General features: G+C 57.0%; 21 protein-coding genes and 1 tRNA gene. 15 read left to right on the top strand and 7 right to left on the bottom strand.

Annotated features, from left to right (window positions below):
- Positions 1-8: 8 nt before the first annotated feature.
- The 4 genes from secD to queA all read right to left on the bottom strand — a co-directional run bounded on the left by secD (position 9) and on the right by queA (position 4,493).
- A complete protein-coding gene (gene secD, locus QYE47_RS19465) occupies positions 9-1,871 on the bottom strand; it encodes a protein translocase subunit SecD (RefSeq protein ID WP_014589749.1) in 1,863 nt (620 codons plus the stop codon).
- Positions 1,872-1,934: 63 nt separating this feature from the next.
- Positions 1,935-2,270 (bottom strand): preprotein translocase subunit YajC, encoded by a 336-nt coding sequence (gene yajC, locus QYE47_RS19460; RefSeq protein ID WP_003248556.1) that lies wholly within the window; start codon positions 2,268-2,270, stop codon positions 1,935-1,937.
- Positions 2,271-2,313: 43 nt separating this feature from the next.
- Complete coding sequence (tgt, locus tag QYE47_RS19455) at positions 2,314-3,429, bottom strand: tRNA guanosine(34) transglycosylase Tgt (RefSeq protein ID WP_014589748.1); 1,116 nt, start codon at positions 3,427-3,429, stop codon at positions 2,314-2,316.
- 14 nt (positions 3,430-3,443) lie between these two features.
- On the bottom strand, positions 3,444-4,493 hold the full coding sequence (gene queA, locus QYE47_RS19450; RefSeq protein ID WP_004576301.1) for a tRNA preQ1(34) S-adenosylmethionine ribosyltransferase-isomerase QueA: 1,050 nt from the start codon (positions 4,491-4,493) through the stop codon (positions 3,444-3,446).
- A 105-nt stretch (positions 4,494-4,598) separates the two neighbouring features.
- Here queA and QYE47_RS19445 point away from each other — a divergent pair.
- From QYE47_RS19445 to QYE47_RS19375, 15 genes are all read left to right on the top strand, one after another.
- Positions 4,599-4,683 (top strand) — tRNA-Leu (locus QYE47_RS19445).
- A gap of 207 nt (positions 4,684-4,890) precedes the next feature.
- Positions 4,891-6,099 carry an integrase arm-type DNA-binding domain-containing protein gene (locus tag QYE47_RS19440; RefSeq protein ID WP_301159112.1) on the top strand — a complete coding sequence of 403 codons (1,209 nt, stop codon included), beginning with the start codon at positions 4,891-4,893 and terminating at the stop codon, positions 6,097-6,099.
- 709 nt (positions 6,100-6,808) lie between these two features.
- Positions 6,809-7,033 carry an AlpA family transcriptional regulator gene (locus tag QYE47_RS19435; protein WP_301159111.1) on the top strand — a complete coding sequence of 75 codons (225 nt, stop codon included), beginning with the start codon at positions 6,809-6,811 and terminating at the stop codon, positions 7,031-7,033.
- A gap of 383 nt (positions 7,034-7,416) precedes the next feature.
- On the top strand, positions 7,417-7,575 hold the full coding sequence (locus tag QYE47_RS19430; RefSeq protein ID WP_186661797.1) for a hypothetical protein: 159 nt from the start codon (positions 7,417-7,419) through the stop codon (positions 7,573-7,575).
- Positions 7,572-7,841, top strand: a complete 270-nt coding sequence (locus QYE47_RS19425) for a hypothetical protein (RefSeq protein ID WP_301159110.1) — start codon at positions 7,572-7,574, stop codon at positions 7,839-7,841. Before QYE47_RS19430 ends, QYE47_RS19425 begins: the two co-directional genes overlap by 4 nt.
- On the top strand, positions 7,838-8,134 hold the full coding sequence (locus QYE47_RS19420; protein WP_186673534.1) for a hypothetical protein: 297 nt from the start codon (positions 7,838-7,840) through the stop codon (positions 8,132-8,134). Before QYE47_RS19425 ends, QYE47_RS19420 begins: the two co-directional genes overlap by 4 nt.
- Positions 8,135-8,136: 2 nt before the next feature.
- Positions 8,137-8,544, top strand: coding sequence for a virulence-associated protein E (locus tag QYE47_RS19415; protein ID WP_207834829.1), 408 nt, complete (start codon positions 8,137-8,139; stop codon positions 8,542-8,544).
- Complete coding sequence (locus tag QYE47_RS19410; RefSeq protein ID WP_301159109.1) at positions 8,541-9,812, top strand: AAA family ATPase; 1,272 nt, start codon at positions 8,541-8,543, stop codon at positions 9,810-9,812. The genes QYE47_RS19415 and QYE47_RS19410 overlap by 4 nt, the downstream gene beginning before the upstream one ends.
- Positions 9,812-10,105: a hypothetical protein gene (locus QYE47_RS19405; RefSeq protein WP_301159108.1), complete on the top strand. Its 294-nt coding sequence runs from the start codon at positions 9,812-9,814 to the stop codon at positions 10,103-10,105. The genes QYE47_RS19410 and QYE47_RS19405 overlap by 1 nt, the downstream gene beginning before the upstream one ends.
- Positions 10,106-10,355: 250 nt before the next feature.
- Complete coding sequence (locus tag QYE47_RS19400) at positions 10,356-11,645, top strand: tyrosine-type recombinase/integrase (RefSeq protein ID WP_301159107.1); 1,290 nt, start codon at positions 10,356-10,358, stop codon at positions 11,643-11,645.
- 3 nt (positions 11,646-11,648) lie between these two features.
- Positions 11,649-11,879, top strand: coding sequence for a helix-turn-helix domain-containing protein (locus QYE47_RS19395; RefSeq protein WP_081874717.1), 231 nt, complete (start codon positions 11,649-11,651; stop codon positions 11,877-11,879).
- 81 nt (positions 11,880-11,960) lie between these two features.
- Positions 11,961-13,118: a phage major capsid protein gene (locus QYE47_RS19390; RefSeq protein WP_241380750.1), complete on the top strand. Its 1,158-nt coding sequence runs from the start codon at positions 11,961-11,963 to the stop codon at positions 13,116-13,118.
- Positions 13,119-13,247: 129 nt separating this feature from the next.
- Complete coding sequence (locus QYE47_RS19385; protein ID WP_033698165.1) at positions 13,248-13,445, top strand: hypothetical protein; 198 nt, start codon at positions 13,248-13,250, stop codon at positions 13,443-13,445.
- A gap of 255 nt (positions 13,446-13,700) precedes the next feature.
- On the top strand, positions 13,701-14,060 hold the full coding sequence (locus QYE47_RS19380) for a hypothetical protein (RefSeq protein WP_301159106.1): 360 nt from the start codon (positions 13,701-13,703) through the stop codon (positions 14,058-14,060).
- The gene (locus tag QYE47_RS19375) at positions 14,060-14,647 is read left to right on the top strand and encodes a tail assembly protein (protein ID WP_301159105.1); all 588 of its coding nucleotides are present in this window, start codon (positions 14,060-14,062) and stop codon (positions 14,645-14,647) included. Before QYE47_RS19380 ends, QYE47_RS19375 begins: the two co-directional genes overlap by 1 nt.
- A gap of 123 nt (positions 14,648-14,770) precedes the next feature.
- Here QYE47_RS19375 and QYE47_RS19370 read toward each other — a convergent pair whose 3' ends face one another.
- Genes QYE47_RS19370 through QYE47_RS19360 form a run of 3 tightly spaced genes read right to left on the bottom strand, consistent with a single transcriptional unit; the run spans position 14,771 to position 18,917 of the window.
- Entirely contained in the window at positions 14,771-16,207 is a 1,437-nt protein-coding gene (locus QYE47_RS19370) for a response regulator (RefSeq protein ID WP_301159104.1), read from the bottom strand.
- Positions 16,204-17,082: an ATP-binding protein gene (locus QYE47_RS19365; protein ID WP_301159103.1), complete on the bottom strand. Its 879-nt coding sequence runs from the start codon at positions 17,080-17,082 to the stop codon at positions 16,204-16,206. Before QYE47_RS19365 ends, QYE47_RS19370 begins: the two co-directional genes overlap by 4 nt.
- The gene (locus tag QYE47_RS19360) at positions 17,079-18,917 is read right to left on the bottom strand and encodes an AAA family ATPase (RefSeq protein ID WP_301159102.1); all 1,839 of its coding nucleotides are present in this window, start codon (positions 18,915-18,917) and stop codon (positions 17,079-17,081) included. The genes QYE47_RS19365 and QYE47_RS19360 overlap by 4 nt, the downstream gene beginning before the upstream one ends.
- Positions 18,918-19,082 lie beyond the last annotated feature (165 nt).

Below are 19,082 nucleotides of genomic sequence, written 5' to 3'. Positions count from 1 at the left end.
CAGCTCCCTCAAACCCACAGCTTCTTGATGTCACGCCCGCCGCAGGTCAGGTTGACCAATGCACGGGTCACCATGACGGCGGTGAACATCGAGGTGAAAATCCCGAGGGACATGGTGACCGCAAAGCCTTTGACCGGGCCGGTACCCATGGCAAACAGGATGCCGCCGACCAACAGGGTGGTCAGGTTGGCGTCGACGATTGCCGAGTAGGCGCGATTGAAGCCTTCGTGGATAGCGCGCTGCACCGACATGCCAGCAGCGATCTCTTCGCGAATACGCGAGAAGATCAGCACGTTGGCGTCCACCGCCATACCCATGGTCAACACGATGCCGGCAATACCCGGCAGGGTCAGGGTCGCCCCCAGCAGCGACATCAACGCCAGCAGCAGCACCATGTTGCCCGCCAGGGCGATGGTGGCCAGCACGCCGAAGGCGCGGTAGATGGCAATGATGAACAGAGAGACAAACAACATGCCCCACAGCGAGGCGTCGATACCCTTGGTGATGTTGTCGGCACCCAGGCTTGGGCCAATGGTACGTTCTTCAGCGAAGTACATTGGCGCGGCCAGACCACCGGCACGCAGCAGCAGAGCCAGTTCCGACGACTCGCCCTGGCCGTTCAGGCCGGTGATGCGGAATTGGCTGCCCAGCGGCGACTGGATGGTCGCCAGGCTGATGATTTTCTTCTCTTCCACAAAACTTTGTACGGCAACGTCCTTCTCGACGCCACCGACAGTCTGCTTGACGTAACGGGTGACTGGCTTCTGCTCGATGAAGATCACCGCCATGCTACGGCCAACGTTGCTGCGCGTTGCGCGGCTCATCAGCTCGCCACCGTGACCATCCAGACGAATGTTCACCTGCGGGCTACCATGCTCGTCAAAACTGGCCTGGGCGTCGGTGACCTGGTCACCCGTGATGATCAGGCCACGCTCGACGGCAGCGGAGCGGCCGCCCTCACGGAACTCGAACACCTCGGTAGTGGCTTTGGATGCACCTGGTTCAGCACCGAAGCGGAACTCCAGGTTGGCCGTTTTACCGAGGATACGCTTGGCTTCGGCAGTGTCCTGCACGCCAGGCAGCTCGACCACGATACGGTTGGCGCCCTGGCGCTGTACCAGGGGCTCGGCCACACCCAGTTCGTTCACGCGGTTGCGCACGGTGGTGAGGTTCTGCTTGATCGAGTATTCGCGGATCTCGGCGACTTTCGCCTGAGTCAGCGCCAGACGCAGCACCGCAAGCTCGTTGCGCTCGGTGGTGGTCAGTTCGAAATCATTGAAATTCTTGCGGATCAGGGCACGTGCCTGTTCGCGGGTGGCATCGTCAGCGAAGCCCAGCATGATGCCGCCATCCTGCTGAGGCAGGCTGCGGTAGCGGACGCGCTCTTTGCGCAGCAAGGTCTTGACCTCGCCTTCGTAGACTTTCATGCGGGCAGCCATGGCCTTGTCCATGTCCACTTCCAGCAGGAAGTGCACACCACCAGACAGGTCCAGGCCCAGTTTCATCGGGCTTGCGCCCAGGTTGCGCAGCCATTGCGGGGTAGTCTGGGCCAGGTTCAGGGCCACGACGTAATCATCGCCCAGTGCCTTGCGCACGACATCCTTGGCTGGCAGTTGGTCTTCCTGATTGGTCAGGCGGATCAGCCCGCTGCCCTTTTCACCCAGGCTTGCGCCCTTGACGGCGATCTTGGCATCGACCAGCGCCTTGCTGACGCGATCGAGGTCGGCCTGATTCACCTGCAGCGCCGAGCTGGCACCGCTGATCTGTACCGCCGGGTCATCCGGGTAGAGGTTGGGAGCGGAATAAATGAAACCGACCACCAGTACCAGCACGATCAGTGCATATTTCCACAGAGGATATTTGTTCAGCATCACGCCGCCCGTTCAAGACGCGGGGCGCGTTGCGCGCCCCGACTGGAAAATAAAACCGGTAACTCAGATAGCCTTGAGCGTACCTTTTGGCAGGGTCGCAGCAATGGCACCCTTCTGGAACTTCAGCTCGACAGTGTCGGACACTTCCAGCACCACGAAGTCATCGGAAACCTTGACGATCTTGCCGGCGATGCCGCCGTTGGTGACAACTTCGTCACCTTTCTGCAAGTTGCTCAGCAGGTTCTTCTGCTCTTTTGCGCGCTTGGCCTGCGGGCGCCAGATCATCAGGTAGAAGATGACCAGGAAACCGACCAGGAAAATCCACTCGAAGCCGGTACCGGCTGGGCCAGCGGCAGGTGCTGCAGCGTCCGCGTATGCGGCGGGGATGAAGAAGCTCATTGGGCACTCCTAATGTTAATTTTCTAATAATGGATGCGGACAGTCAGTCCAAGGGCGGTACAGGAAGCCCGCGCTTGGCGTAGAAGGCGTCGACAAAGGCGGCCAATTTACCCTGTTGAATAGCCTCGCGTAAACCGGCCATCAAGCGCTGATAATGGCGCAAGTTGTGGATGGTATTCAGCATGCTGCTCAGCATTTCGCCGCATTTGTCCAGATGATGGAGATAGGCGCGCGAGAAGTTGGTGCAGGTATAGCAGTCACAGGTCGGATCCAGCGGGGATTCATCGTGACGATGGAACGCATTGCGGATCTTGATCACCCCTGTATCGACGAACAGATGACCGTTGCGCGCGTTACGCGTCGGCATCACGCAGTCGAACATGTCGACGCCGCGGCGCACACCCTCAACGAGATCTTCCGGTTTGCCTACCCCCATAAGGTAACGAGGTTTGTCAGCAGGCATCTGGCCCGGCAGGTAATCCAGCACCTTGATCATTTCGTGCTTGGGCTCGCCCACCGACAGACCGCCAATGGCCAGACCGTCGAAACCGATGTTTTCCAGGCCTTCCAGCGAGCGCATGCGCAGGTCCTGGTACATGCCGCCCTGGACAATGCCGAACAGCGCTGCGGTGTTGTCGGCATGGGCGTTCTTCGAGCGCTGGGCCCAGCGCAGCGACAGCTCCATGGAAGTGCGTGCCACATCGTGCTCGGCCGGGTACGGGGTGCACTCGTCGAAGATCATTACCACGTCGGAGCCCAGATCACGCTGAACCTGCATCGACTCTTCCGGGCCCATGAACACTTTGGAACCATCGACCGGCGAAGCGAAGGTCACGCCCTCTTCCTTGATCTTGCGCATGGCGCCCAGGCTGAATACCTGGAAACCACCGGAGTCGGTGAGGATCGGGCCTTTCCACTGCATGAAATCGTGCAGGCCGTTGTGCTTCTTGATCACCTCGGTGCCCGGACGCAGCCACAGGTGGAAGGTGTTGCCGAGGATCATCTCGGCGCCGATGGCCTCGATATCGCGTGGCAGCATGCCCTTGACCGTGCCATAGGTACCCACCGGCATGAATGCCGGGGTTTCCACGGTGCCACGTGGGAAGGTGATGCGACCCCGACGGGCCTTGCCGTCGGTGGCCAGCAGTTCGAAGGACATTCGACAGGTGCGACTCATGCTTGATCCTCGGGCCCGCGTGGCGCCGGATTGCGGGTGATGAACATGGCATCACCGTAACTGAAGAAGCGGTACCCGTGCTCGACCGCCGCTGCGTAGGCAGCCATGGTCTCGGGGTAGCCGGCGAAAGCCGAGACCAGCATCAGCAGCGTGGACTCCGGCAGATGGAAGTTGGTGACCAGGGCATCGACCACATGGAACGGCCGGCCCGGGTAGATGAAGATGTCGGTGTCGCCACTGAACGCCTTGAGCACGCCATCACGCGCGGCGCTTTCCAGCGAACGCACACTGGTGGTGCCAACCGCGATCACCCGACCACCACGGGCCCGGCAGGCCTCGATGGCATCGACCACATCCTGGCCCACTTCGAGCCATTCTTTATGCATGTGGTGGTCTTCGATCTTGTCGACCCGCACCGGCTGGAAGGTGCCGGCGCCCACATGCAGGGTGACGAAGGCGCGCTCGACGCCCTTGTCGGCGATCTTTTCCAGCAGCGCCTCGTCAAAGTGCAGGCCTGCGGTAGGCGCGGCAACCGCGCCAGCGCGCTGGGCGTACACGGTCTGGTAGCGCTCACGGTCGGCGCCCTCGTCCGGGCGGTCGATATAGGGCGGCAACGGCATATGGCCGACACGGTCAAGCAACGGCAGCACCTCTTCGGTGAAGCGAAGTTCGAAAAGCGTGTCATGGCGCGCGACCATTTCGGCCTCGCCACCGCCATCGATGAGGATGACCGCGCCTACCTTGGGCGCCTTGCTGGCGCGCACATGGGCCAGCACCCGGTGGCTGTCGAGCACGCGTTCGACCAGTACCTCCAGCTTGCCGCCGGAGGCTTTCTGGCCAAACAACCGCGCCGGGATCACCCGGGTGTTGTTGAACACCATCAGGTCGCCGGGGCGCAGATAGTCGAGCAAGTCGGGGAATTGCCGGTGCGCCAGCGCGCCGGTAGGCCCATCGAGCACCAGCAGACGGCTGCCATGGCGCTCGGCCAACGGGTGGCGGGCGATCAGGGAATCAGGGAGTTCGAAGGAAAAATCGGCGACGCGCATGATGATGTTCGGTTCGGCAGGGCCGGGAAGTTTAGCCCAATGTGTGAAAATTGACCATGAAAGCCGATTGACCGACCAGCGGCACCTCTTTATACTGCGCGCCACGCCCTGATGGCGGAATTGGTAGACGCGGCGGATTCAAAATCCGTTTTCGAAAGGAGTGGGAGTTCGAGTCTCCCTCGGGGCACCATCATATAGTTCCAAGCGGTCCCTACCAGACCCGGAACACCAGAGAAACCGGCCACTGAGCCGGTTTTTTTGTGCCTATCGTTCCCAGTGATTCCCTTGAAAGCCCCAAAGTATGTGAGTAGATTTGTGAGTAGGACGAGTTCGGTCCAGAATCCTACTCACACACCGACCGCAATCCAGCGCGGTTCGGCACTGCAAGGGAATAGCCGTGGCGCTCACAGATACCGCCATCCGCACCGCCAAACCCCGCGACAAACTCTATCGCCTCGCTGACGCCCTGGGCCTTTGTCTTGAGGTGACGACCGCTGGCGGGAAGCTCTGGCGCCTTCGCTACCGATTCGAGGGCAAGGCCAAGATGCTGGGCCTGGGCGCCTACCCCGCCGTCACACTTGCCCAGGCACGCGAGCGCCGGGATGCCGCGCGAAAGTTGCTGGCACAAGGTATTGACCCAAGCGCACATAAACAACAGGAAAAGGCCACTGCCGCCGCACAGGTGCTGACGCTCGAAGTGCTAGCGCGGGAATGGTACGACTACAACCAGCCACGATGGGCTCCCGCCACTGCATCGAAAGCGCTGCAGTATCTGGAGTCGGACATATTCCCGGTGATTGGCAAACGGCCAGCTTCCGAGGTGCAACGCCCTGAGCTGGTCGACCTGGTGCGCAAGATCGAGCGGCGCGAGGCATTCAACGTCGCCCGCAAGGTTCGCCAGTGGCTGAGCCAGATATTCCGTTTCGGCCTGGCCAAGGGCGTGGTACCCAGCAACCCCGCCACCGATCTGGACGTGGTAGCCGCGCACGCCCCGCGCACTCGCCACCATCCGCACGTATCAGAAGGCGAACTGCCAGATCTGTTGGAGAAACTGGACGCGGCCCAGTGTGATATCACCAGCAAGATCGCCATTCGCCTACTACTGCTAACAGCAGTGCGACCCGGTGAGCTGCGGCTGGCGCCCTGGGACGAGTTCGACCTGGAGTCAGCTACTTGGACGATCCCGGCAGCACGGATGAAGGCACGGCGCCCTCACATCGTCCCGCTCCCACGCCAAGCCGTGGTCCTGCTGCGCAGCCTGCATGAGCTGACCGGCACCTATTCCCTGGCCTTCCCAGGGCGCAATGACCGGTCCAGACCAATGAGCGAGAACACGGTGAACAAGGCGCTATCAACGATGGGCTACGAGGGGCGGCAAACTGGTCACGGATTCCGCCATCTATTGAGCACCAGCCTGAACACCCGAGGCTACAACCGGGACTGGATCGAGCGCCAACTGGCCCACGGCGATCAAGACTCGATCCGCGACACATATAACCATGCGCACTACCTAGAGCAGCGACGGGAAATGATGCAGAACTGGGCAGATGAGATTGATGCCCTCTGCGCGGGTGCAAATGTGGTTTCAATCAGGAGAGCGACATAATGGATGAGTGCAACACGCCTACAGAAAAGAGGGTCGGCCCCCAACTTGACCACGTGATTAATTGCCTTACACCCGCCCTAGAAGCGGGAAATACTCCTAATCTGCATGTTATCAAGGAGATATTTCTGGCATGTGGTTCGACTACTGGCGATGCTCCGGATGATTACGAACCAAACATAAATGAAGCTTTCTCAATATTGACTGCAATCTCCTCGGAAGACGCGGAAGTCGCCGAGGGAATTCGGGTCGCAATGATGTCCATTGGTACAGCTCTCCTTGGCTCACTTATAAATTATAGTTCACGCGCTGTTAATCGGGAGATAGCGTCACTCCGTGGACTTAATGCGCGTAATAAATCTCTTAGACAAGCAGCGAACAGGGCGCGTGAAGTTGCAGTAGCGAAATGGACGGAGGATCGCGCCCAGAGCATCCGTATAGGCGAAATGGCTCAAGCCATCTACGCCCAGCTCCACACTGAAGGCCTCGAAAAAGTGCTCCCAAAAGACCCTGACGGGGTGCGCAAATGGATCAGGTCGGTCGCTCCCCCCCATGCGATACGTCCTGGGCGATCAAGGAAATCTGGCTAGCGTTTCAAAAATGGTATTTAACGTTACGAAAAACCATTTTAACGTTGCGTTGTACTGATTTTATGTACAGCTACAGAGCGCAAAGATAGGTCATCCCCAAACCGCCCGAGGAGGCGCAGTTGATGGCCAGCCCTACCAACACCACCCTACCCGCTCGCCGCTTCATCAAGCGTCAGGACGTTGAGTCGATCACCGGCCTGTCCTGCACCGAGATTTACCGCCGTATCGCTGCTGGCGCTTTCCCCAAGCAAGTCACGCTCGGCCCGAAGTGCGTCGTGTGGATCGAGGCCGAGATTCACACCTGGTGCGATGAGCAGATTGCAGCCAGCCGCGGGGAGGTGGCGTGATGACCTGCCCTGGCTCCACTGATGCCCTTTCTCCTTACTCGTGCCCATATTTCTCACTCGTGCCCACTCACAGGGATGGGCACAAGTGGAAAAAATGGGCACGAGTAAGACTTGCACCCATCCAACGCTCGCTGTATCGTCAGGTTGTCGTTGCAAATTCAGCGACCGGGTTTGGCGACCCGTACAAATCAAGGCGCATAAGCGCCCCAACTGAATCTGGCGCTTTTTTTGTGCCCAGCATTCGGCTCTATGGTGGCTGTGCGCGGGAGACCTTCGGGTCTGCCGGGTTCCTTGATTCCCGGTTCGCCAACCTGCGTACAGCTGCCACCCTAAATCGTTTGGCGACGATCCGTGGCAGCTCCTCAAATCAAGGAGCTACAACCATGACCGCCCTCATTCCGTCCAAAATTCGCGCCCTTGCCCACCGCAAGATGGCCCTCAGCGCCCTCCGCGCAAACTCGTCCCTGTCCGTCCGCTTGAAGCGCTACAACCACCACATGGATCAAGCCCGCGCCCTGGAAGCCCAAGGAGGTGAGCAATGATCCGTGGTCCGAAGCAAACAGCGCTGGCGCCGGCCGTTCTCGCCGATTTCGAATGCCACCACCAAAACCAGGCCAGGGAGGCGTTCAAAAAGCTCGAATGTATCCTTACGGCCATGATTATCCCGGCTCTTGGTCAGCAGCATCCGATCTCGAAAGACCTCTACGCGCAGCTCGATAACGTCAAACTCGGCTCGCAGAACTTTTGCTGGCGGCACCGGCACATCGGCTATAGCTACAGCGCGACCGAAGTTGGGGGTGTTCAATGAGCTACTGGAACGATCTTCTGCCACGCCACGAAGCGCTGAAGAACATGACTCCCGGTCAGCTGAAAGCGACAGAGCAGGCAACTGAAAGCTGTGTTTCCGTACTCGCGCATGGGATATCCGGCATTGGTCACCTGCTGGCTTGTACAGCCTCGAACGACGACACCGGCCTGAACTCTGGAGCAGTAACTGATATAGGCTGGCTTCTCGAAAGCCTAGGCAGTCTCGTTGCTAACTTGTCTGACACAAGCGCAGCAGCAACTCTCCATTTGTCCGAAGTCAAACCCGGAGCATAACCATGAACATCCAAAACGGTGCACATGCGCCGATGGGGTCGGCTTGCCTGGATAAAGTGCTTATCCGATTAGACAAAGTTAAGTCTGCTGGCGCCGACAAATGGAAAGCCTGCTGCCCCGCGCACAGTGACAAGCATCCCAGTTTGGCAATTAGCGAAACTTCGGATGGTGTCGTCTTGCTCAAATGCTGGGCCGGCTGCACAACAAAAGAGATTGTCTCGGCAATCGGTCTGGATTTGCGAGACTTGTTTCCCGGCGATAAACAACCGCGGCGCGGCCCAAGCAAGACGGCAATTGAACATGAGCGCATGGTTTATCGAATCGGCCACCTTCTCCAGCGACAAGGGAAGTTGGAAGGTGACGACCTGGCGCGCTTCAACCTCGCCAAGCTGCGCCTGGGGGTCAAATGACTACAGATCGCTTTGCACAAGAATGGACCGAGCCTCTTAGCCCCATCAATCGTGAAAACGTAACCCCCCTATGGCGCGTCAATGCGGTTAAGGCGTCGACAATCAAGGCCGTTCCCATCCGCTGGCTGTGGCCTGGATGGCTGGCTAAAGGAAAGCTGCACATCCTCGCCGGCGCTGGCGGTACCGGGAAGACCACGCTGCTGATCGGTCTGATCGCCACCATCACCACTGGTGGACGCTGGCCCGATGGCAACCGTTGTAGCGAGCCGGGTAATGCACTCATCTGGTCGAGTGAAGATGATCCAGCGGATACGTTGATTCCCCGTTTAACCGCTGCTGGCGCTGACATGAGCCGCGTCTACATCATCCAGGGGCTCACCAACGCCAGGGGCGACGCCGATCCATTCGACCCAGCAAACGACATTGTCCGTTTGCGTGAGACGGCCAGCGAGATTGGCGGTGTGTCGCTTCTGATGCTCGACCCCATCGTCAGCGCGGTGAAAGGCGACATGCACAAGGCCAATGACGTGCGTCGGGCGCTGCAAGGCGTAGTGGACTTCGCCGAGCAGAACCTTTGCGCCGTGGTGGGAATTTCCCACTTTGCCAAGGGTGGCGCTGGCTCGTCGCCTGCTGATCGAGTTATCGGATCGCAAGCGTTCTCGGCGCTGGCGCGCACAGTACTGGTAGCCGCCAAGCAGGAAGACTCCGACCAACGCGTGCTGGCGCGAGCGAAGTCGAACATCGGCGCTGACGAGGGAGGTGTCTCCTACACCATCGAGCCATGTGACATCGGAGATGGGATTGAAGCTACTCGCGTGGTGTGGGGCGAAGCCATCGAAGGTAGCGCCCGGGAAATCCTAGGAGAAGCGGAGGCATCCAGTGATGAGGAGGCACAAGACCTGGATGATCCCAGCGACTGCCTCTACCGAATCTTGAAGGACAACCCCCTCGAAAGTAATGAAGCGAAAGCCCTGATGAGGCGCAATGGCTACACCGAAAAGCAGATTCGCCGGGCCAGAGAAAAGCTGTCTGTTGTCACCGCCAGAACCGGCAACAAAAAGGATGTGAAGTCGTTCTGGTCATTGCCCCAAGCGGGTGGCTCATTCGCGCCCTTTCAACCACTCGTGCCCACAGAATCCCACTCGTGCCCATCCTCTGGCGTGGGCACGAGTAACGAAAATGGGCACGAGTGTGAGGATCAGCAAGGAGATCCGCAGCCGGGCGCCGCGTCGTTTCCATCGCTGGATGATGACGCGGAGGACCTGTGATGGCTGCGCTCGACTACCTGCTGGAACGTGGATTTTCCGCAAAGAAGCAAGGTATGCGGGTGCGGATCTCCCCCGCCTCAAAGCTGACCGACGATGTGCGCAAGTACGTGAAGGCACACCGGCTCGCACTGCTGGCCGAGCTGGCTGCGAACGATGGCCTGGAGCGCCGCTGCAACTGGACGGTGCTGGTCCCGGGGTGCCGGCCATTCACCATGATCAGCGAGCCAATTACCCGCGACGAAGCGCTGGCCGACGTGCGCGTGCGCTGGCCAGGTGCGGAGGTGGGGCCGTGACGAGACTCAGTGGATACCTAGGCGAGCAATCGGCGAGCGCTCGACGAGGTTGGCGCGAATTCCCGCTTCGGCAAAACACGGGATTTTCCCACCTTATCGGATGGCCCGACCCCGTTCGCCACTGTGTAGAAAACGCCACAGTGTGTTGCTTTCGACACAGTGGCGCCCTGATCCGAATCGGCTCATTTGGTCTGATTCGGATCATTTGGCCGCGTTCGGTGAACCGACACCCTCAGTTTGAGGACATAGCATGACCACCAAACTCATCACATTCACTGACGCAGAGATCCGCAAGCAGGCCGGCCAGCCGGTGCGGCAGTTGCGTGACCCGCGTTACCCCGAGCTGCGATTTCGCTATTCCACCGTCGACCGTACCCGGGGCGCCTGGCACGTCGTTGTCAGGGGGAAATGGGGCAAGGCTGGCGACTTCCCGAGTCTGACCACCAAGGCCATGCTCACAGCGCTGCCAGCCATCCTAGGGCGCCGTGCAGCAGACGCCGAGGCCACCTCGCTGACCAGCACCTGGAGCCGTACCGGTGAGCTGCTGGACTGGTACCTGGATCGCATGCTGCGCGACCGCAATTTGTCGGCCAAGCGCAAGGCCGGCGCGAAGTCGGCCATCGCCTGCCACCTGGCGCCACGGCTGTATGACTTGCCACTGGCCGAGGTGAGCAAGGCCACGCTCGATCAGCGCCTGATGTGGCCACTGCAGGAGCGCTACGCCTTGTCGTTCGTGCGCCTGGTGTTCAACGTGCTGGCGGTGGCGATGCGCAAGGCGCACCGGCTTGGGATGATCGAGCAGAACCCCATGGGCTTGCTGCGCTTCGGGGATTTCGTGGCGGTGCGGATCAAGCCGAAGTCGTCACGGCTGCGGGAGCGAGACTTACCCGATCTGCTGGCCAAGCTGGCCACCTGGAGCGAGGCGCGGCCCGGTGACGCCCTGCTGGCGCTGATGATGCTGTGCCACGGTACCCGCCTGGGCGAGACGCGCAGCGCGCTGTGGCGCAACGTCGATCTGCAGGCCGGCCAGTGGTTCATCCCCGCCGACGACACCAAGACCAAGCAGAACCACACGCTACCGCTGACCCGCCAGATCTGTGCGCTGCTGAGCCGCTATCAAGCCCAGCAGGCCGCGCAGGGCTACCAAGGTGCCTACCTATTCCCCGCCAGCCGGCGCGGGCCTCTGGGAGACACGGCAGCGAGCCAGGTGTTTGCCGAACTGAGCGACCGCCAGTGGACTAGCCATGACGTGCGCAAGGTCGCCCGCACCTGCTGGATGGACCTGGGCGTGGATTACCTGGTGGGCGAGATGCTGGTGAACCACGCCCTGCGCAACATGGACGCCACCTACATCCACACCACCGCCGAAGCCCTCAAGCGCCAAGCCCTGGAGCGTTGGCACGACCATTTAGACGGGCTCGGGTTGAGCGCGCTCACAGGCGAGACATACCCGAGATACGAAATTTCACAAGATTCGCCACAGGCCAATAACGACGAGGCCTCTAGCGAAATTCAGGATGCATCACAGAGGAGCATGTAAATCATGGTGGACGTTGAACAGGACGTTACCGAGCGGTTGGCCCAGGCCGGCATCACTCCATTGATTGGAGGCTTGGTACCCGAGCCAGCCACGGCAGACCTGCTGGGATATGCCCCCAGCTACCTCCGCCGCCTGGCTGCCGAGGGTCGGTCACCGCTGCCATTCGTGCGCCGTGGCAATCGGCGGTTCTACAAAATAGCCGACATAGTGCGCTTTGCGACGGATACCGACTGAGGACGTCGAAGTTAACCGCTGACCGGGGTGTGCGTGCGCGCATAGGGTAGATGGCATTACTTAGACACCCCGGAGATACCCATGCCAGACCCCTATCAGCAGGACATGACCGAGCTGAATTCAACCCTCAAAAACATCGGCACCCAGATCACCGACTTCAAATCGTCCTCAGCCGAGAAGCAAACCGAGTTCGGCGCCCGCCTCTTGGAAATCGAACAGAAGCTGGTGAATGTCAGCGCCCGCCGAGGCGCCAACGACGACTCCACCGACTCCAATGCCGTGACTACCCAGGTCGTGGCCGCTGATGGCATCACCGGCTTCAGGGCCGGGATGAAATCCACTGGCCAGATCAGTTGCAAAGTCGGCGTTCGTGCGGCGATCACCAACCCCAACAAGGGCGTCACTGGTTCGACCAGCTACCCAACCGCCCCGCAGCGTGACGGCGCCGGCATCCGTGGCATTCCGCAGCCGCGGCTGAGCTTGCTGGATGTGCTGCCGATCGTGCCGGTCACCAGCGCTACCTACGAGTTCGTTCGCCTCGACGGCTACATCAACGGCGCGGCCTACCAGAAAGAAGAAGGTGAGGAGAAGGCCGAAGGGTCGATGCCCACCAAAATGGAGCGGGCGGAGATCGCCACCATCGCTACCTGGATTCCGGCGAGCCTCCAGGTGCTGCAGGACAATGACCAGCTTGAGGGGCAGATCAACACGCTGATGAGCGTGGGGGTTCGCCAGAAGCTGGAGGCCGAGCTCATCAACGGCGACGGTGGGCCAGGTGAAATCCTCGGGTTCAAGAAGCAGGCAACCGCTGCTGGCATCACCACCGGCAAGCCAGCTGACCGCATCGGCGCAGCCCTCACTGACCTCAAGGCCGAAGGTTGGAACCCGAACGTCATCGTGATGAACCCGCGTGACTGGTTCGCCATCGAGAGCGAGCGCGCCGAGGATGGCGACGGCCAGTATGTGATTGGCACCCCGCGCGATCCAGCGCCGCCCAGCCTGTGGGGCACCCCTGTAGTCGTCACCAACGGCATGCCGCAAGGCGAGGCATTGATCCTCGATACCAGCGTGGCCGCGTTGCTGGACCGCCAGGAAGTGACCGTCGAGGCTAGCCGCCACGACGGCGACAACTTCCGCCGCAACATGGTGACCATCCTGGCAGAGCTGCGCGCTGGCCTGGCTGTGTTCGCTCCCACAGCTACTCGACTCGTCACGCTGGCCGGCACGCCGACACCGTAACAACGAGCGTGGGTTAGCTGTGAGTGCCACGACCTCCTAACCGCAGCAGTCGGAGCCCTTCTTTCCTTTGTGGGGTGATCCGGCACTGGCCCGCACTCGCGGGCCTTTTCATTCACACCGGAGAAGACCATGAGCCATACCCATCTACCCAAGCCAGTTCAACGAGCCCTCAACCAGATCGCCCACAGCCGCGCCCTGTTGCGCCAGATGGAAGAGCGTGAGCGGTTGAGCAAAGAGATCGATCGCCTGTTGGCCAGCGGCCTGAGCGCAGCCGAAGCGCTGGAGCAGATCCGGTCGGCGCCGCCGTACATCGCGCCGACCTACTGAGGGGGGCGGGTCGAAAGTCTGGAAGGTTCGCTGACCTAGACCGCCTCCGACCCCACGTACACATTTTTTCCCGTGTTAAAAAAAAAGTTAAAACGAGGTTAACACCATGCCGAACGTGCATGGGGCTGTAAGCCACGGAAATAGCGGCATAGACGCCGTTAGCGCCCTCTGGCGGATGTTAACCGAGTTAACACCTTTAACCTCGAAAAGTTAACGCTTTAACTCCTGCGAGTTAACACCTGGAGGCTACCGCTGATGACAATCCAACCAGTTCCACCCTCCTTTCAAGAGCGTTTCGCCCGAGCCTGTGACGTGGCCACCTTCACCTTGGATAAGGGTGGGCCCTGCTATCTGCTGTGGGAAGTCGATCAGGTCCAGGCCGGCCAAAGGGTGAAGCTCGATGGCGTATTTTTCACCGAAGAGGAGGCGCGGATATCCGCCGACTTGCTGCGTGGCACCCTGCGCGGCGCTCGCGCTTCCATGTGGAGCTACGCCCCCAACTGGAACCCTGACCCTGCCCGAGAGGCAGCGATCCGCCTGGAGGCGTTGCAGTGCCGCGAGATGCTTGCACGACCCCTGGGCGTCCACCTGGCTATACCACAGGAGGCCGTGTGATGACTGCAGCCGTGATCGCCTACTCACCTAAAACCAAAGTCCGCCTTGGTGGCTTCTTGGGCAAGAAGTACGGCAAACACCACTACTTCCTGCTGGAGCGCGGGGACGCGAAAGAGGCCGCCAAAGCGCTGGATGCTAACTATCCAGGCTTCGCCCAAGACCTGACTGAAGCTGAGGGGCGTGGGCTGCGCTTCGCCGTCTTCAAAAATGGCAAGAACATTGGCGACGGTGATCTGGATCGGGGCGGAGCACGGGAACTCTGGTTTGTGCCGGTAGTGCATGGCAGCAAGCGTGCTGGCCTGCTGCAGACCATCGTCGGAATCGCCCTGATCATTGCAGGACCGTTAACCGGAGGCGCCACCTACGGGCCTGGTATCGCGTTGGTCGCTGGCGGCGTAATTCAAATGCTCAGCCCCCAGGCAGCCGGGCTGTCGCAAAGCGGCGCGCCTGAGAACCTGCCGAGCTACGCCTTTGGGAGTGCCAAGAACACCACAGCCAGCGGTCTACCGGTACCGATCTGCATCGGTGAGCGCCGCTGGGGCGGGGCCATCATCTCAGCATCGATCGAGGCGCAGGACAAAGCTTAAAGTGAGCCAGGATCACTTTGGATACCCCAAACCTGGGGTGCTGGGGTGTCCTCAGTTTTGAGGACACCCCAGCACTACCCAGCAAATGTTAGGGGCACTGATAGACAGGAACTGCTCAGGCAATTAAATTGTTGAAAGTATCCGCTCTTTACATACACTTATAATGTTAAGTGCCACATCTTTGTTTGTATCTGGGTAATTCAACTGCTTAATAACATATATTAAAATCGAAGCATAAATGCTTCTTTCAGATCTCGAACATTCTTCGCTAATCCATTCTGTGATTTGATTGAAGAATGGAGCTAGTGGAGAGTTGGTTCCGCAGTTAAGCAGCTCGATCGACCTGATCAAATCTTCTTTGGGGAGACTTTCAAGTGCGCGCTCAGCCGTATCTAAATGGAAGAATGGGCTAAGCAATATTGAACATGGGTCGAGTGAAGTTGCTCGTTCTGCCAAGTCGCCAAAATCGATTATCAGAGGCGCATAATCATTGGCGATCAGTACATTTCCACCGTGCATGTCGCCATGGGTTCGCCCCCATTTAACTGAAACTGATAGGTCCTCAATATCCTCGAGCCAACTTAGTTCGTAAGTGTTTTTGAGTCTTGCTAGCTTTGAGTCGGATACTAAGCAGCTTCGTAACTCTCCGATGGTTTTTCTTGTTCTATAGCAGCCTTCGCCCCACACTGAAAATATTTCTTTTAGCTTTTGGTATGTAGTTAAAGATAGTTCGGGGCTGCTAAGCAAAAGCTCTGATAAGTTACTTGTGTGGTCATTCGCTAAGCGATAGTAGATGGCTGCGCTGGATTTGGCTCCATATTCCAAGCATAATAGCTTGCTCGGGAACGTGCCAATAGTCAAAGCAGGAACCATCAAATCAAAATTGGTGGCCTCAAGTGAGATTTTGTCTCTTTTGCCGATTCTGGCGACAGCTTTGAATAGAGAGGAGTCATGTTGGTTCAATACTTCAACGCTCAAGACTCTTACGCCGGACAGGCCCCCATTGAGGTCTTGCCATTTACAGCTTGCGCCAGATAATTTGATCGTGAACATTTTGAGCAAACGTTGCTCTTCCACTGCCAGCGCCCCCCCTGCCTTAACAGAGCGAAGCTCAATATCGGCCAGATTCCTTAGTTTGGAAGAGCATTGCTTTAGATGTTCAAGAAAGTCGTCGAGATTTATCTTCTGGAATACCATTGGGCTGGTGTTTAGCTCTGATTGGCCCCAGAAGTCCTGTCGATTAGCATGTGCATTTAAAAGCTGATTTACGAATCTGTGTGTCGAAGATCCTGTTAAGAAGCAAATTGGAGTGCCTGGGGCCATTGAAAGACAATAGTGGAATACTGCCTGCCCGTGAGCGACATCAGCGTCCAAGCCCTCATTGATTGTCGGTAAGCTTAGGTCAAGAACAATTAAATCAAAGAATTCGTCTTTAATTACAGTGCAGGCTGATTCTTTGCTGCAAGCTGTTATCACAGAATCCTTTCCAGTGATTTTTTCAATTTCTTTTTTTGTTTCTAGTAGGACTTCCTGGTTGTCTTCAACTAGCAAAATTCTCATTTGTACCATCTCAGCTCAAAGACAGCGCCAATCGGGGCGGGAGAGTGTAGGCTCAGCTTGCCATTAAGACTTTGCATGGCTTGCTGCGCAATCGTTAAACCCATGCCGAAGTGACCAGGTTTAGTAGTGGTGCCAATTCGGATTAATTTCTCTGTCGGCTTGCCGAGACCCGATCCGTCGTCGATCACTGCGATCCAATAATCCACATTGGTCTCTCCCCAGTTTATGATTATGTCCTCTGTTGATCTTGTTTGTGAAGCGGCAGCTGTAGACTCAACAGCGTTCTTTATTCCGTTCGACAAAGCAAGCTTTAGCAATCCCTGGTCAGCCCTCACTATTAAGCCTTGCGGGCCAATTAGACGAATATTTTTCGCATATGGGTGTCCCTCTATTAGCCCGCTTATCCAGTCTGAGCAGGTGAACGAGTCCGACCCTGTGACCTCCGTTGCCAAACGTAGGAAGCTAAGCGCCTTAAAAAAATCTTTTAAATGATCCATTTGGCGACGGCTGGCACTATCTTCATAGTTTGGAATGTCATCCTTGAGTTTAACGCCCAGTATGCCGATGCGGGGCTCCAGCTCGTGAAGCATGATACTAGCAACCTCCCTGAGCGCGAGTGTATAACTTACGGTTTTGTTCTCAACTTCCGTTGTGTCAGGGGGGTCCAGCAAAGCCTGTTTCTGAGTGTTTTTAGTAAGGGCGATATCAATCGCATTCTTCACCCAGCCAACTGTTTCTCTGGCAAGCCAGCTTTTCAATTCTGCATCGTGATCGGAACTGGCATTCGTCATGAAATATCGAGCCGCCACAAGGCGCTCATGAGAGTTGTCTGACCTGGAAAGCTCTAATGCGCTTTCGAAATTATCTACACTCATTCCTTAGAGCCTGCGTAAAATTTGGCTCTGTAATCGAATGCTGCTTTACCTCCCTCCATAACATTGCTGATTGCTTCAATGGAGTCATGGTGATTCAGAGTTTTCTCAAGCTGAACATATCCTCTGCGGCCGTCAGACTCCATTTGGATGACCCGGTCCGCGTAGCCTAGTACAGGGATGTTGGCGTTATGAGTAGTGAAGATTATCTGAGAGTTGTCTGAGCGGCGGCGAATTGATTTAATTAATGTTTCAGCAATAAAGGCGTTATCTATATGGTCTTCAGGTTGATCGACGATGATCACACGACTGGTATGTTCTAGAACAATAGGTAATACGACAGTGCATCGCTGTCCGGTTGATAGTTGCGATAAGTCTTTGTAAGACGATCCATCAAGCAGCTGGAAGGTTATCACATCCTCAATCGGGCAAGTTAATAGTTCCCCCATCCCTACGTCGCGCAAGTGATTTAAAAGTTTTGTGGCCCTATCTTTTGTGATTCCGGTGATATTGGATAATTGGTCAAAATTGCTGCTCTGGACCAGCTCGCTAAGCTCTCTCGGACTTACCAGTGAACTGATGGCTCGAGCGATTTCATTGTACTTTAGACCGCTCCCCCGCAATATCTCAGACAAGAGGGATGTATAGGCGTCAATTTGGCCGGACTGGTCTACTTTGACTTTTATTTTTGGGCCGAGCGCCTGGTTGATAGAGTCGCAAATTTGCTTGCGCCAAAGGTATTTAGATTGTCTTGAGTGTTCCATTTTGTTCAAGTAGTCATTTCGCATTGCTACAAGATTTGCAATTCGGACTTCTTGATCTGCCGCGAACATAGCCAGATTTTCTAGCGTGGCTTTTCTTTCTCTAAGCCTTGAAGCCTCTCGGGATATGGCGCCTGCACCTTCAACCATCGATTCAAATTCTTTTCGCAGGACCCTGTTGGCTTCTTCAATTGAAGCTCTTCTACTCTGAAGTCCCGCACGTATCACATTCATGGGGGGGATCAGGTTTTGAATGCTCACATGGCCGGTGTATAGCTGGTGTGCTTGTTCACTAAGTGCTTTTCGAATGCCAACTAGGGGGTCGGTGCTATCATCGCCTATCCACTTTTCCGCACTTGCGATCATGTTTATACCTTTCGATATATTGGCAAGTGCTTCATTTATTCGGTCATTGAATCTCTCAATATAGGCGTCCTGTATAGAGAGTGTTGACAGCGTGTTTGCTTGCAGGTTTATTTGCGCTTGCTTCTCTGCGGCAGTAGCAGAGAAGCTTGCGATTTGTTTTTCTCTTTCGGATATGTTATTCAGCTCAGTGTTGATTGCTTGAAGTTCGAGCAAGCTGTCTAGTGTGTCTGCTCGCTCTTTGATTAGAGCGTCAACTTCTGAGCTGACATTCTGTATTTCCGCAGTTATGTAGCCGTCATATGCATCAAAGTCGCTAAGGTTTGTAATAAACGAGTCGATCAGCTCAAGTCGCCCTTGAGCAAGAAGGCCAACCGTTTCTACTTCAGTCTGTGAAAGAATTATTGGCGGAACAAAAGGGGCTGTGGCGTACGGTGAAGCATCTGCCGCCCCCCTGCTTACCAAAATTTCCTTACCATTATCCTCTAGAGATACGGTGATCTTTCCATCGCCAATTACCGACAATGCGTGTTCAAAAGATTTTTTATGATGCCCAGAGGAAAAGCCGCTGGTGCCGAGGCAAAATCTAATCAATTCAAGTAGAGATGTTTTGCCAGTTCCTCTCGCTCCGATTATTGTGTTCAAGCCTTCTGAAAGTTGAACGTCGAGGCCTTCTAAAAAACCGTCATCAATTTGTACACGTTTCAAGTACATAGTTACGTCCAAGTAAGTAATGACCTGCTAGCCAACTGATATCACTACGAGCGATCCAGCGAGCATAGCGGATCGAGACGACTACAGCTACTTCGTGGGGGTATCACAGGGGGTACGTATTGTCTGCTGTGTGACGAAACGGCCCTAGAGCGGGCGTTTGGTATG

This window comes from Pseudomonas sp. 2,4-D, from assembly GCF_030418155.1.
Taxonomy (GTDB): Bacteria; Pseudomonadota; Gammaproteobacteria; order Pseudomonadales; family Pseudomonadaceae; genus Aquipseudomonas; species Aquipseudomonas alloputida.
The sequence above is the reverse complement of the archived record's forward strand: the minus strand, read 5'-3'. Positions and strand labels throughout refer to the sequence as shown.